The 12909-nt window shown below is 34.1% G+C and carries 13 protein-coding genes; 4 read left to right on the top strand and 9 right to left on the bottom strand.

Annotated features, from left to right (window positions below):
• Nucleotides 1-288: 288 nt before the first annotated feature.
• The 7 genes from IRZ83_RS14770 to IRZ83_RS14740 form a co-directional block, all read right to left on the bottom strand.
• Nucleotides 289-1569, bottom strand: coding sequence for a hypothetical protein (locus tag IRZ83_RS14770; RefSeq protein ID WP_194569922.1), 1281 nt, complete (start codon nt 1567-1569; stop codon nt 289-291).
• Nucleotides 1570-1774: 205 nt separating this feature from the next.
• Nucleotides 1775-2341 carry a YceI family protein gene (locus IRZ83_RS14765; protein ID WP_029272817.1) on the bottom strand — a complete coding sequence of 189 codons (567 nt, stop codon included), beginning with the start codon at nt 2339-2341 and terminating at the stop codon, nt 1775-1777.
• Between the two features lie 32 nt (nt 2342-2373).
• Complete coding sequence (locus tag IRZ83_RS14760; RefSeq protein WP_029272818.1) at nt 2374-3006, bottom strand: NAD(P)H-dependent oxidoreductase; 633 nt, start codon at nt 3004-3006, stop codon at nt 2374-2376.
• A gap of 5 nt (nt 3007-3011) precedes the next feature.
• Nucleotides 3012-3473, bottom strand: coding sequence for a MarR family winged helix-turn-helix transcriptional regulator (locus IRZ83_RS14755; protein WP_194569920.1), 462 nt, complete (start codon nt 3471-3473; stop codon nt 3012-3014).
• Nucleotides 3474-3942: 469 nt separating this feature from the next.
• Nucleotides 3943-4422, bottom strand: coding sequence for a DUF6691 family protein (locus tag IRZ83_RS14750; protein WP_194569918.1), 480 nt, complete (start codon nt 4420-4422; stop codon nt 3943-3945).
• 10 nt (nt 4423-4432) lie between these two features.
• Nucleotides 4433-4996: a YeeE/YedE family protein gene (locus IRZ83_RS14745; protein ID WP_029272821.1), complete on the bottom strand. Its 564-nt coding sequence runs from the start codon at nt 4994-4996 to the stop codon at nt 4433-4435.
• An 88-nt stretch (nt 4997-5084) separates the two neighbouring features.
• The gene (locus IRZ83_RS14740; protein ID WP_194569916.1) at nt 5085-6500 is read right to left on the bottom strand and encodes an MBL fold metallo-hydrolase; all 1416 of its coding nucleotides are present in this window, start codon (nt 6498-6500) and stop codon (nt 5085-5087) included.
• A 227-nt stretch (nt 6501-6727) separates the two neighbouring features.
• On the opposite strand from IRZ83_RS14740, the gene IRZ83_RS14735 reads away from it, so the two are divergent.
• The 3 genes from IRZ83_RS14735 to cydB all read left to right on the top strand — a co-directional run bounded on the left by IRZ83_RS14735 (nt 6728) and on the right by cydB (nt 10110).
• Complete coding sequence (locus tag IRZ83_RS14735) at nt 6728-7321, top strand: HD domain-containing protein (protein ID WP_194569914.1); 594 nt, start codon at nt 6728-6730, stop codon at nt 7319-7321.
• A 363-nt stretch (nt 7322-7684) separates the two neighbouring features.
• Nucleotides 7685-9031 (top strand): cytochrome ubiquinol oxidase subunit I, encoded by a 1347-nt coding sequence (locus tag IRZ83_RS14730; protein ID WP_194570152.1) that lies wholly within the window; start codon nt 7685-7687, stop codon nt 9029-9031.
• A 2-nt stretch (nt 9032-9033) separates the two neighbouring features.
• Complete coding sequence (gene cydB / locus IRZ83_RS14725) at nt 9034-10110, top strand: cytochrome d ubiquinol oxidase subunit II (protein WP_029272825.1); 1077 nt, start codon at nt 9034-9036, stop codon at nt 10108-10110.
• 435 nt (nt 10111-10545) lie between these two features.
• Here the strand turns inward: cydB and IRZ83_RS14720 are convergent, their stop codons facing one another.
• Both IRZ83_RS14720 and IRZ83_RS14715 read right to left on the bottom strand, forming a co-directional pair.
• A complete protein-coding gene (locus IRZ83_RS14720) occupies nt 10546-11328 on the bottom strand; it encodes a sulfite exporter TauE/SafE family protein (RefSeq protein WP_194569912.1) in 783 nt (260 codons plus the stop codon).
• Nucleotides 11329-11535: 207 nt separating this feature from the next.
• Nucleotides 11536-12177, bottom strand: a complete 642-nt coding sequence (locus IRZ83_RS14715; RefSeq protein ID WP_194569910.1) for a Crp/Fnr family transcriptional regulator — start codon at nt 12175-12177, stop codon at nt 11536-11538.
• A gap of 386 nt (nt 12178-12563) precedes the next feature.
• Here IRZ83_RS14715 and IRZ83_RS14710 point away from each other — a divergent pair, with 386 nt between their 5' ends.
• Nucleotides 12564-12875, top strand: a complete 312-nt coding sequence (locus tag IRZ83_RS14710) for a rhodanese-like domain-containing protein (RefSeq protein ID WP_029272829.1) — start codon at nt 12564-12566, stop codon at nt 12873-12875.
• The last annotated feature ends 34 nt before the right edge of the window (nt 12876-12909 follow it).

Raw genomic sequence — 12909 nt, 5'->3', positions numbered from 1 at the left:
TTTTAATTTTTATTTATTTTTTCGTTTGAGTTATGACCAAAAAAAAAGGCTTGTCGTGATGACAAGCCTTTTATATTTATAGTTTTGAAAATACCATAGGAAGCTTAGTTCACGACGTTTGACGTAAATTCTTCCACCACCAAGTATTGTTCATTATTGTTCTCATATCTTATTTTGATTTCACAAAGATATAAATGTAATTTGGATTAGAATACATTTAATTTCAAAAAAATCTTTTCTAATTTTTGAATTTTGTTAAATTTTAGAATTTAAAGATTAGTCAGGACCTTAATTTCCAATTGCCAGCGTGTTGTTTACATTCATCCTAAAATCCGGATTTCCTTTGATGCTTGGCATAGTAAACAACTCACTATTTTTAATATTTGTGTATTGTATATCTGCTTCTGGCTTGTTATAAAAGCTTTGAATTTCTTTGTTTCCGCTTCCGGCTTCACTTGTAATACCGCCATTGCAATTGTTAACGACTAGGTTTTTAAAAGTAAGTTTAGCTAAATTTACTTCACCATTTCCAATGTTTCCTTCTAATAAAACAAAAGGTGTAAAACCAGAAATAATGCTGTTTGATAAATTAAAGAAAGTATCTTCTCTAACATAAACCGACTCTCTTACTAGTCCTTGATTGTTTTCTTCTAGATTGACTAAAGTGATATTGCTGGCATTAATTTTAGTCATTTTTTTGGTCATATCTGTATTTCCAATTTTATCGTAGGAATCAACTTCAAAACATCTTGAACCTGAGACATCAGATGAAAACGGATGACGAATAGCAATACTGTTATTTATATTGATTTGAGCGCCTTGTGTAAAATCAAAATCATCATCTGTAGTTCGGTAAGAAATTAAATTATTCAGGTTCAGATCGCCTCCATAACATTCAAAAGAATCATCATTAGAATAGCTGATTTGTATGTTGCTTAAAACTGTTTTTCTTCCAACTCCTGCTAAAGAAAGCCCATTAAGTTCTTTTAAAGCACTTAATTTTCTTCCAGAGTACTCAATACGAACATATTTTAAAATTCCAGAATTGTCTTCAGCATCCTGTCCTCCGTAATGATTTAGTCCAGGCTCCAAGTCAAAAGGCAATGTATGTAATCCGCCAAGGGTATTTATGGGTGCTTTTCCAAGAACAATGATACCGCCCCAATCACCAGGTTTTCTATCTGCTTTTTCTTTATTTGAAGTAAAAACAATGGGATCAGTTTCTAAACCTTCGGCCATAATTTTAGATCCGTTTGCAATAACAAGAGTACCGCAAGTTTTATCGTCGCCACGAATTACTGTTCCAGGTTCTATGGTTAAAACGGCATTATTGGTTACGTATACTACGCCAACAAGCTGGTAGGTATTGCGTTTTAATAATTTAGTGTCTTTATCTATAGTTCCGGCGATAATATTGGTTGCTTCGTTATATTCGGTATTGGCAGGTTTAAAATTGGTCCAGTTGCTCATCCAGTTGTTATTGCCTATAATTCCTTTGGGCTGTTGCTGGGCTTGAAGAAAAAAAGAGCTTAAAAGAGTAAGAATTGCAAATTGCATTTTTGTTTTCATAACTATGATTTTGATTTCTAGTTTTTGATTTTTTTTGTTAGCCCAAAATTAGAGGCCGAATGTTAATCAAAACACGGTCTGTTGTTATGAAAGTGTTAGTGCAGTATTAAGAACGTTATCTTTTTGAAAAGTAAATAAAATAACAAACCCCAATAACACTGGGCTATTGGGGTTTGTTTATGTAAGAATTACTTCGTTTAAAATATTAGAATTTTAAAGTTACAGCTAATTCGAAATCGTCATTGATAGTTTTGTCTCCTAAGTTTTCGAAGAAGTTACCAGAGTTGTATTTGATATCGTATTTAGTTCTGTCAACTTTGAAAGCAGTTGTAGCAGTGTTTCCAGCCACAGTGATGTCAAAAGTTACAGGTTTAGTAATGCCTTTGATAGTTAAATCAGCAGTAACAGTGTAAACATCAGTAGATTTAGCTCCGATAGTTTTGAAAACTAATTTTGCAGTTGGATATTTATCAGTTCCGAAGAAATCGTCAGCTTTTAAGTGACCATTCAATTTCCCTTGGTATTCTCCAGTTAAATCTGTAGAAGTTAATGAAGTCATATCAACAGTAAAGCTTCCTCCAGTTAATTTTTTTCCTTTGAAAACTAAAGCTCCATCTTTAAAGTTTACAGTTCCAGAGTGTTCTCCAGTTACTTTTTTTCCTACCCATTTAATAGTAGATGCTTTTACGTCGATTTTTTTAGTTTGAGCATTTACTGAAATACTAGCCGCTGCTACGAATAATGCTATTGCAATTGTTTTTAAATTTTTCATGTTGTTTAAAATTGATTTTGGATTAATATTAATTATATAGTGATAAATAATTCTTCTTGAGATTTTCTAACTTTTTTGTAATGCTGTGTGTCATCTTCTTCATGTCTGTAACCTACAGCGGCAATTACAGAAGCGTTTAAGCCTAGTTTGTCTAAACCTAAGATTTCATTGAAAGCTGTCGGATTAAAACCTTCCATTGGTGTTGCGTCAATTTTTAATTCTGCTGCAGCACTTAATAAGTTTCCTAAAGCGATATAAGTTTGTTTAGCTGTCCAGATTTTTTTAAGATCATCAGACATTGGACTAATAGCACCTTTCATATAGTCGCTAAATCCAGCTAATGCTTCTTCAGGAATATTTCTTGTTTTAGAAATGTTTTGAATATATCCATTAATATGTGAATCATCTACTGCAGTTTGACTTGCAAAAACAAATATTTGAGAAGCATCTGTAATTTGAGTCTGACCATAGGCAGCTTCTTTTAATTTTGCTCTAATTTCTGGATTTTCAACAATTATTACTTTGTATAATTGCAATCCATAAGAAGAGGCGCTTAGTCTAACAGCTTCTTTTATTGTATTTAAATCAGCAGCAGAGATTTTTTTTGTTGCATCGTACTTTTTAGTTGCATATCTCCAATTTAGATTTTCTAATAATGTGCTCATAAATATTAATTTTGTTGGGTTCGGTATTTTTCTAATAATTGATTTAATAATTCTAATTCCTCCTTGCTTATGTTCTCAGCAAATATGCGTTCGTGCTCATCTACTTTGGGGTCTAATTCCTTTAATACATCCAAACCTTTTTGGGTTATCGAAACTTCAATTTTACGTCGATTGCCAGGGCAAACATTTCGTGTCACAAAATCCTTCAATAACAGTTTGTCTACTAATCGGGTTGTATTGCTTGTTTTTGCAAGCATACGTTCCTGAATGACACACATATTAGCAGGTTTTCCTTTTTGTCCTCTTAATATACGCAACACATTATATTGTTCTCCAGATAAATCATACGGTTTTATCAACTCGTTGAAATGATCCTGAATCACATTTTGCGTGTACATGATATTCAGAATAACTTTTTTCGCATTATCCATCTTAACTGTACTTTTTATAACCTCTTCAATTGTCATAGTCGTAAGTGTATAATTTGTATATACAAATGTACAAGTTTTAATAGTTGTATATACAAATGTGATGTTAATTTTTTGTTAATTCAAATTTCATAGGTCATAACACATATCAAAACTAACTAAAAATGAGAATAAAAATAATTAATTTAAAAATGTAAAATATTGATTTTTTGATATTTAACTAAATCTTAAAGTTCTAATAGTAAAGAAATTAATCTAAATTTTACAAATTGGGGCGTGCCACCATCCCGATAAAAGGGCAAAATAACTATGCGCATATACGCCCTTTTATCGCGATGCTGTCGGGCTATCCGCACTGCTTCGGCAGTCAGCTCCTATCCCTCACGCGAGCACACGACATGAAAAACCCGGCATGTTTAGAAAAGATGCCGGGTTTGATAAGCATAAACCTAACAGGTTTTAAAAACCTGTTAGGTTTGATATAGTATATAAATAATAATTAGGAATCTTAATGAGGCAATTTATCTTTTATCAACCCATAAAACCAAGTTCCGGCAATTGCGCTCAATAAAGTAACTACAATTACAGTAACTCCAGTTCCAATTTGTGCAAATAGCGGTCCCGGACAAGCGCCAGTAATGGCCCATCCAAAACCAAACAGTAATCCGCCATAGATTTGTCCTTTGCTGAAAACTTTAGGCTGAATTTCTATTTTTTCTCCTTGAATGGTTTTAATGTTGAATTTTTTAATCAGTTGTACTGAAATGATTCCAACCACAACAGCACTTCCAATTACTCCGTACATAAAGAACGATTGCAATTGAAACATTTCTTGAATACGAAACCAGCTGATGATTTCGGCTTTTACGAATACAATTCCAAAAAAGATTCCAACCAGAAGATATTTTAAATTTCCTAATCCAGAATCTTTCAATTGACTTCCGTTGATTCCTTCTGTATCTGTATTTTTATTTTCTAAATTATTCATTTTTGAAATTTTAAAGTGAAAGAATATAAGGCAGAATCAAATTAGCCATAACAAAACCGCCAATCATAAAACAGATTGTGGCAACTAATGAAGGCCATTGCAAATTTGAAATTCCCATAATAGCATGCCCGCTAGTGCATCCGCCTGCGTAACGTGTTCCAAAACCGACTAAGAAGCCGCCAACTACAATCATGATAAAACCACGAAGTGTCAATAAACTTTCCCAAGAAAAAAGTTCTTTTGGCAATAATCCAGAATGATCTGTAATTCCGTAAGAAGCTAATTGTTCAGAAAGCTGTGGCGTAATTTCAACTGGATTTGGATTTGCTAACAAATAAGCAGCAATGATTCCGCCAAGAAAAATTCCGAAAACAAAAAATAAATTCCAGCTTTCTTTTTTCCAATCGTATTTAAAAAACGAAATATTCGCCGGAATACACATGGCGCAAATATGGCGCAATGAAGAGCTGATCCCAAAAGATTTATTTCCGATAATCAACAATACAGGCACAGTCAACCCAATCAACGGACCCGCAACATACCAAGGCCAAGGTTCTTTTATAATTTCTAACATTTTTTTAGGTTCAAAGGTTCAAAGGAACAGAGGTTCAAAGGGAAAAACTTTGCAGCTTTGAACCTTTGTCTCTCTGTACCTTAAAAATTTATTTTAATACTTTACTCTGACAAACAAAATCTGATTTTGGTATTTCGGTTTTTGCAATCGCTCCAAAACCGCCGTCAATTTCGCTGAAGTTTCTAAAACCGCGTGCCTGCAAAATAGAAGCTGCAATCATACTTCGATATCCGCCCGCACAATGCAGGTAAAAATGCTCGTTTGGGTTAATATCTTTTACCCAGTCATTTATATAGGCAAGAGGTTTGCTGTAAGCATTATCAATATGTTCCGCTTCATATTCAGTTTCTTTTCGAATATCGATTACTTTATCGTCTTCAATCTTAAATTCGCTTGCGAATTGTTCTGCGGTAATTCGATTAACGGTATCAACTTCAAAACCAGCTTTTTGCCAAGCTTCAAATCCGCCTTCTAAATGTCCGATAATCGAATCAAAACCTACACGGCTTAAACGTGTTACGGTTTCTTCTTCTAAGCCATTTTCAGTAACTAATATAATAGGCTGTTTTACATTCGCAATCAAAGTTCCAACCCACGGCGCAAAATCACCATTGATCCCGATATTAATTGACTGCGGAATAAATCCTTTTGCAAAATCACCGCTTTTGCGAGTATCTAAAACTAAAGCTCCAGTTTCTTCGGCGACAGCCTCAAAATCTGTTGCTTTAATAGTTTTCATTCCATTATGCAAAACCGATTCGAAACTTTCGTAACCTTGCTTGTTCATTGCCACATTCATGCTGAAATAGGCTGGAGGAGGCAATAGGCCGTCGGTTACTTCTTCAATAAATTCAGCTTCTGTCATATTCGCACGCAAAGCATAATTCGTCGCTTTTTGATTCCCAATTGTCGAAACAGTTTCTTTGCTCATATTTTTTCCGCATGCGCTTCCCGCACCGTGCGCTGGATAAACGATTACATCATCGGCCAAAGTCATAATTTTATTTCTTAAGGAGTGAAATAAAATTCCAGCCAATTCATCTTGTGTCATTCCAGCAGCTTTTTGAGCTAAATCTGGTCGGCCAACATCTCCAATGAACAAAGTATCACCAGAAAAAATAGCATGGTCTTTTCCATTTTCGTCAATCAATAAATACGTTGTGCTTTCCATTGTATGACCTGGAGTATGCAATGCTTTTATAGTAATTTTTCCGATTTTAAATTCTTGTCCGTCTTTTGCAGAAATGCAGTCAAACTCACAAGCCGCATTTGGTCCGTAAACAATTGGAGCCTTAGTTTCTTTGCTTAAATCAATATGTCCAGAAACAAAATCAGCGTGAAAATGCGTTTCGAAAATATATTTTAATGTAACGTTATCGCGTTCTAAACGATCTAAGTAAGGCTGGATTTCTCGTAAAGGATCAATAATCGCAGCTTCTCCGTTTGAAGTTATATAATAAGCACCTTGTGCCAGGCATCCGGTGTAAATTTGTTCTATTTTCATGATATGAATTGAAGAATGATGGGTTACAAAGATAACTTTGTTTTTCTAGAAAATAAGTGACTAATGTTACAGAAATTTGATTTTTAATTAAAAAACAATTTCACCATATAAATGATATAAATTTATTTTAGCTTCACTCAGATTGCAGATTGTTTTAGATTACTTATATCACTTATATGGTGCGAAAAAAAATCTATGTAATTTTACAACTGACCAAAATTATTGATATGAAGACAGAAGATTTATTGAATCAAATTGCTTTTATAAAAGAAATTGATAAAGTAAAATATATTCAGCGAAAAACAAAATTGTTTAACAGTGACCGTAATGAAAATGATGCAGAACACAGCTGGCATTTGGCTTTAATGGCAATTGTTTTGGCAGAACATTCAGATAAACCGATTGATATATTAAAAGTCGTAAAAATGGTTTTGATACACGATATTGTAGAAATCGACGCTGGAGATGTTTTTATTTATGATGAAGTAAAAAATCATTCAAATACCGATGAAGAACGTTTGGCGGCGAATCGAATTTTTGGTTTACTTCCAAAAAAACAAGCTGAAGATTTTATTTCGATTTGGGAAGAATTTGAAGCTGGAGAAACCAACGAAGCTAAATTTGCAAAATCGATGGACCGATTAGAACCTTTACTGCAAAACACTTCTAACAACGGAGGCACTTGGAAAGAGTTTGGAGTGGCTTACGATAAGGTTTACGAAAAAAAGAGTGTTATAAAAAATGGTTCAAAATCGTTGTGGAATTACGCTGAAGGTTTGATTCATGAAAGTGTCGAAAAAGGGATCTTGAAAAAAGATTAAATTGACGATGGTCCCCAAGTTTGAACCTTAGGCTATTTTAAACATAGAGATGTCAGAACATAGTCCATTGTTTCAACCATTGGAGCGCAAAGAATATACGGCGTAATTTGTCATTTCGACCAAAGGGAGAAATCACACGCGGTATTCGACAAAGATTGGAAACTTTGCTTGTGGAGCTTCTAGTGCGATTTCTCCCTTTGGTCGAAATGACAAACTTGGAGGAGTACAGCCAAATAAAATTGTAACGTACTCTTTTAAATTGTTGAAAAGTTTAACAAATATAAGACGATAAACTTTTTTTTAAGGCTAACAATTCGGGTTTTAATGGGTAAATTTGTGAGACTTCATAAACAAATTACCACTATGGAAGAAATGCTTTTTTATGACCGAATGCAATTCGCCTTCACAATTACCTTTCACTATCTTTTTCCGCAGCTTACAATGGGTCTTTCGCTCATTATTGTGTACTTCAAATGGAAATACTTAAAAACTAAAGACGAACAATACAATCACGCCACTCATTTCTGGATGAAAATTTTCGCACTCAATTTTGCGATGGGCGTTGTAACCGGAATTCCGATGGAGTTTCAGTTTGGAACAAACTGGGCAAAATTCTCTGAGTTAACAGGCGGTATTATTGGTCAGACTTTGGCAATGGAGGGAATGTTTTCTTTCTTTCTCGAATCGTCATTTCTGGGAATATTTTTATTTGGAGAAAAAATCCTCGGACATAAATGGCATTTTGTAACGGGATTATTAATTATGATTGGTTCTTGGGCCAGCGGTTTTTTAATTATTGCTACACATTCGTGGATGCAAAATCCAGTAGGTTATGAAATTCTCGAGAACGGAAAATTTGTTTTGAATAATTTTCAGGCCTTATTTCTAAATCCTTGGCTTTGGCCTTCTTATTTGCATAATCAAGCCGCTTCTTTAGTTACAAGTTCTTTTGTTGTGGCGGGAATCGGAGCCTTTTATATTTTGAGCCAAAAGAATGTTTCTTTCGGAAGATTGTTCTTAAAAACGGGTGTTACTTTCGGATTGATTTCTAGCATTGTTGTAGCCGTTCCTACTGGAGATTTACTGGCAAAAAATGTGGTTAAATATCAACCTGTAACTTTTGCCGGAATGGAAGGAATTTTTCATACCGAGAAAAAAGGCTCTGAGATTGTCTTAATTGGTCAGCCCGATGTAAAAGATAAAAAACTCGATAATAAAATTGCCGTTCCTAATATTTTGAGTTTTCTGACTTACGGAAATTGGGATCAGGAAATTAAAGGTTTAGATCAGTTTGAAGAAGATCTTCATCCTACTAATATTTCTGGATTGTATTATGCGTATCACATTATGGTCGGACTCGGAACGGTATTTATCGGATTAATGATTTTGGCGCTTTTTCAATTAATAAGAAGAAAATTATACGAAACTAAATGGATTTTATGGTCACTAATGTTCATGATGCCATTTCCGTATATCGCTAATACAACAGGCTGGTACACGGCTGAGTTAGGAAGACAGCCTTGGCTGGTCTACAATTTAATGCGAACTGCAGCTGGAGCATCGCCAACGGTTTCATCCGGAAACACCTTGTTTACTTTGCTGGGTTTTATAGGATTGTACCTTTTACTCGGAATGCTGTTTTTGCTTTTAATTGGAAAAATTATCAATAAAGGACCTCATCACGTGGAACTTTCAACAGAAAAAATATAAGTATGGAATTTTTTTGGTACGTAGTTTTAATGGGAATTTTAGCTGTTTATATTGTTTTAGACGGTTACGATTTTGGAGCAGGAATTATTCATTTATTTTTTGCTGATACAGAAAAAGATAAAAAAGCCATTACCAGCGCTATCGGTCCGTTTTGGGATGCCAACGAAGTTTGGATTATCGCTGCCGGGGGTGTTTTGTTTTTTGCGTTCCCAACTTTATACGCTTCTTCTTTCAGTGGCTTTTATCTGCCTTTGATTATGATTTTATGGCTTTTGATTTTCCGTGCGATCGGACTTGAAATGCGCGGTCAAGTACATCACCCGATGTGGGAAAGTATCTGGGATAAAGCTTTTGGAATCGCAAGTTTGCTTTTAGCGCTTTTCTTCGGAATTGCTTTAGGGAATATCGTACGCGGTGTAAATCTCGGAATGGTGCAAAATGGCGTTTCTACACAAGAACCGCATTTTTTCTTTTTGCCTTTATGGAATCCAACTTTTAGTCCGCAGGCGAATGAATTGGGAATTATAGATTGGTTTACGCTTTTCCTCGGAATCGTAAGTGTCGTTGCCTTAACGATTCACGGTGCAAACTGGATTATTTTTAAAACCAATTCGTCTTTAAATACACAACTTAAAAATGTGGTGTTTAAATTGAACATTGTTTTACTGCTTTTGGTTTTTATTTCCTTGGGAATTTGGCACTTTATCGAGCCGGAACCGTTTCATAATTTTGTCGAAAACCCGATTCTATGGTTTTTCCCAATTATGACTTTTGTTGGAATTGCAGGTTTATTCAAAGTGCGTTCGTTTCAAAAAGACGGTCACGGATTTTTATTTTCAACCTTATTTTTAGTGGGAGGTTTTGCTTCAACAGCAGTTTCTATTTTCCCGAATGTTTTGCCATCGACGAATAAAGTAAATCCATCCTTAACGATTTACAACACTGCCGCCGGAGAATACGGTTTAAATGCCGGATTGAGCTGGTTTTTTATCGCCTTGTTTCTGGTGATTATTTACTTTATAATTCAATATCGCGTCTTTAGCGGGAAAATGGATGAGGTTGGGTATGGGGAGCATTGATTTTTTTCTTACCATAATCACTACAATACCCAACGTTTGAAACAATTCAATGTTTTTCATTAATGAGAATTTAGCTAAGTATAAAATCAATAGCCTCCAGTTTTAACTGGAGGTTTTTTGTTTAAAATGAAGCAGGCTTTAGCCGAACTTTATAATTCGGCTAAAGCCTTTTTTGTATATATTTGATTATCTCCAGCTAAAGCAGGAGGCAATTCATAAGTAAAGAAATGAAAACAGATACGGTTTTGAAATTAAAATACTTGTAACCCAATGTTTGCGTTAGGGATAGAAGCGGTATCCTTTTTCTTGCTTCTTTAGCAAGGAAAAGATATAGCGGATAGCCCGCCCGGCCGGAGGAAACGCCCAAAATATTAAGATTCTATTTCTAATAAAAAAAAATCTTCTGAATCTGCCAGATCTGCGAGAGGAATAATCTTAAAACAAAACTTCTTTTGTAATAATATAAAATCCCATAACCAAAACAAACCAGCCAAAGATAGGCTTCAATTTAGTTCCGTCAATTTTTTTAGAAAGCTGGCTTCCGATAATCATTCCGAGAAGCGCCATTACAGAAACACCTAATAAAAAAGGATAATTTATTGGAGTTCCGATGTATAAATCACCCCCAAAACCTATAGAAGAATTGATTGTGATGATTAATAACGAAGTTCCTACTGCTTGTTTCATAGGTAAATTAGCGAAAAATAAAAGAGCAGGAATAATTAAAAATCCACCTCCGGCGCCAAGAAATCCTGTTATGATTCCGACAACAAAACCTATTATGCTTAATTGAATATAATTGGTTTCTGCTTTAATTTTGGGCTGGCTTTTTCTAATCATCGAAATTGCTGCGGTAATCATCAAAACAGAAAAGATAATCATGATCAAAAAATCTTTTGAAACAGAATAAGAAGCTATTGAAAATAAGGTCGAAGCAATTTGTGGAAAAATAACTTCACGTATAATCAAAATGGAAATTACAGATGGAATCGCAAAATACAATGCCGACTTTAATTTAAGATTTCCCATTTTATAATGACTGTAACTGCCAAACAAAGCGGTTAAACCCACAATAAATAAAGAATAAGACGTTGCCTGTTCCGGATTTACTTTAAATAAATACACTAAAATAGGAATCGTCAATATAGAACCGCCACCGCCAATTAAGCCAAGCGAGATTCCGATAATGATTGAAGCAAAATATCCTAAATATTCCATTGTATTTATTTTTTACAAAGGTGATTCGGAAATTATGAATCTACAGTAACATTTATCACAGAAGAGAATATTGATAAAAAATAATTTTACCATTAAGATATTAAGTTAATGAAAATGCAGCGCTTAATTTTTCCTGAGTAAATTAAGAGGTAAAAAAGTAAGCTTAATTATCTTAATATCTTAATGGTTAATCAAAAAAAATTAGTGTTAATCCGTGTAATTCGTGTTTAATAACTCAATTTGGTTTCGGTTTAATTTGACCAAACCTCGCTGTTCCATTTTTTTGAGTAATCTTGACACGACTTCCCTTGAAGTGTTTAATTCGGTTGCGATTTCTTGGTGCGAAAGTTTTACTTCAGAACAGCCACAGGCATCAGAATGTCTTTTTAAATAAAATTCTAAACGTTCATCCATAGAGCGGAAAGCGATATTATCGACAACTTCCAGTACTTCTTCAAAACGGCTTCTGTAAGTTTCTATAACAAATTCGTACCAAGATCTGTGTTCCATCATCCATTTGTCCATCATTTGCAAGGGAATCATCATGACGGAGACATCTTCTACGACCTTTGCCATGATTTGGCTTTTTTCGCTTTTGGCAGTACAAATCATCGAAATTGCACAGGCTTGACCAGGTTGTAAATAATACATTAAAAATTCGCCGCCATCTTCGCCTTCGCGATAAATTTTGATTTTTCCTTTGGTAATCAAAACCGTGTTTTTGATGTATTGTCCCGTGCGCATTAAAATCGTTCCGGCTTCAAAATCTTGCGCACTTCCGTTTTCTTCGATAGTCGAAATAAGTTCTGTAGAGAAAGTAGGAAATATGTTTTTTAATGAATTTTGCATTGATTTATAGTATTATGAAGCACAGATTTACGTATTGAACAGATTATCGCAGGTTTTTATTTTGTCACCATTTAATTTAATTTTTGCAAATTGATTATTTGCAGCACTTTTGTCAAAATAATATTAAAGCATATAATTTATTACAAAGATAGTAGATTGAATTGGCATTAATTATCAGAAAACTATTTTAAGATCCTTTTTATGAAAATGAAAAAATCCTATTTTCGATCGAGTTTATAGACTATATTTTTAAAAATAGTAAGTAAATTTGTATTTCACTGATTATAATCCTTTCTCTAAAACGTTTTCTGAGAATAATAATCGAAATCGCATTTGGCACGTTTTTAATTAATAGAAACGTCGTAATTTTACAAAAAACACATATTATGAATTTATCACAAGAAGATTGGGTTGCTCAGTTAAACGCTGACGAAAATGCAGTTATACTTGACGTAAGAACTGAAGACGAATTTAATGACGGCTATATTGAAAATGCTTTAAACATTGATATCAATAAAGGTCAAGGTTTTATTTATGAAATCGAAGAATTAGATAAAAATAAAAATTACTATGTGTATTGCCGTTCTGGAGCTAGAAGTGCTAAAGCATGTCAGATTATGAATGAATTAGGGATTAACAATGCCTATAATCTGCTTGGTGGAATTCTGGACTGGGAAGGGGAAACCGTGAATCCATAAAAAGAAAAAGAGGCATAAAAAAGCCTCTTTTTTC

This window comes from Flavobacterium sp. JLP (assembly GCF_015350755.1).
Lineage (GTDB): Bacteria > Bacteroidota > Bacteroidia > Flavobacteriales > Flavobacteriaceae > Flavobacterium.
The sequence above is the reverse complement of the archived record's forward strand: the minus strand, read 5'-3'. Positions and strand labels throughout refer to the sequence as shown.

Bases quoted from the DNA above. Each gene is read 5' to 3' on its own strand.
- IRZ83_RS14740 (WP_194569916.1), bottom strand. From the start codon at position 6,500: ATGAAAATAGAACAAATTTACACCGGATGCCTGGCACAAGGTGCTTAT.
- IRZ83_RS14765 (WP_029272817.1), bottom strand. From the start codon at position 2,341: ATGAAAAATTTAAAAACAATTGCAATAGCATTATTCGTAGCAGCGGCT.
- IRZ83_RS14710 (WP_029272829.1), top strand. From the start codon at position 12,564: ATGAATTTATCACAAGAAGATTGGGTTGCTCAGTTAAACGCTGACGAA.
- IRZ83_RS14720 (WP_194569912.1), bottom strand. From the start codon at position 11,328: ATGGAATATTTAGGATATTTTGCTTCAATCATTATCGGAATCTCGCTT.
- IRZ83_RS14760 (WP_029272818.1), bottom strand. From the start codon at position 3,006: ATGAGCACATTATTAGAAAATCTAAATTGGAGATATGCAACTAAAAAG.
- IRZ83_RS14745 (WP_029272821.1), bottom strand. From the start codon at position 4,996: ATGTTAGAAATTATAAAAGAACCTTGGCCTTGGTATGTTGCGGGTCCG.
- cydB (WP_029272825.1), top strand. From the start codon at position 9,034: ATGGAATTTTTTTGGTACGTAGTTTTAATGGGAATTTTAGCTGTTTAT.
- IRZ83_RS14770 (WP_194569922.1), bottom strand. From the start codon at position 1,569: ATGAAAACAAAAATGCAATTTGCAATTCTTACTCTTTTAAGCTCTTTT.
- IRZ83_RS14755 (WP_194569920.1), bottom strand. From the start codon at position 3,473: ATGACAATTGAAGAGGTTATAAAAAGTACAGTTAAGATGGATAATGCG.
- IRZ83_RS14715 (WP_194569910.1), bottom strand. From the start codon at position 12,177: ATGCAAAATTCATTAAAAAACATATTTCCTACTTTCTCTACAGAACTT.
- IRZ83_RS14730 (WP_194570152.1), top strand. From the start codon at position 7,685: ATGGAAGAAATGCTTTTTTATGACCGAATGCAATTCGCCTTCACAATT.
- IRZ83_RS14735 (WP_194569914.1), top strand. From the start codon at position 6,728: ATGAAGACAGAAGATTTATTGAATCAAATTGCTTTTATAAAAGAAATT.
- IRZ83_RS14750 (WP_194569918.1), bottom strand. From the start codon at position 4,422: ATGAATAATTTAGAAAATAAAAATACAGATACAGAAGGAATCAACGGA.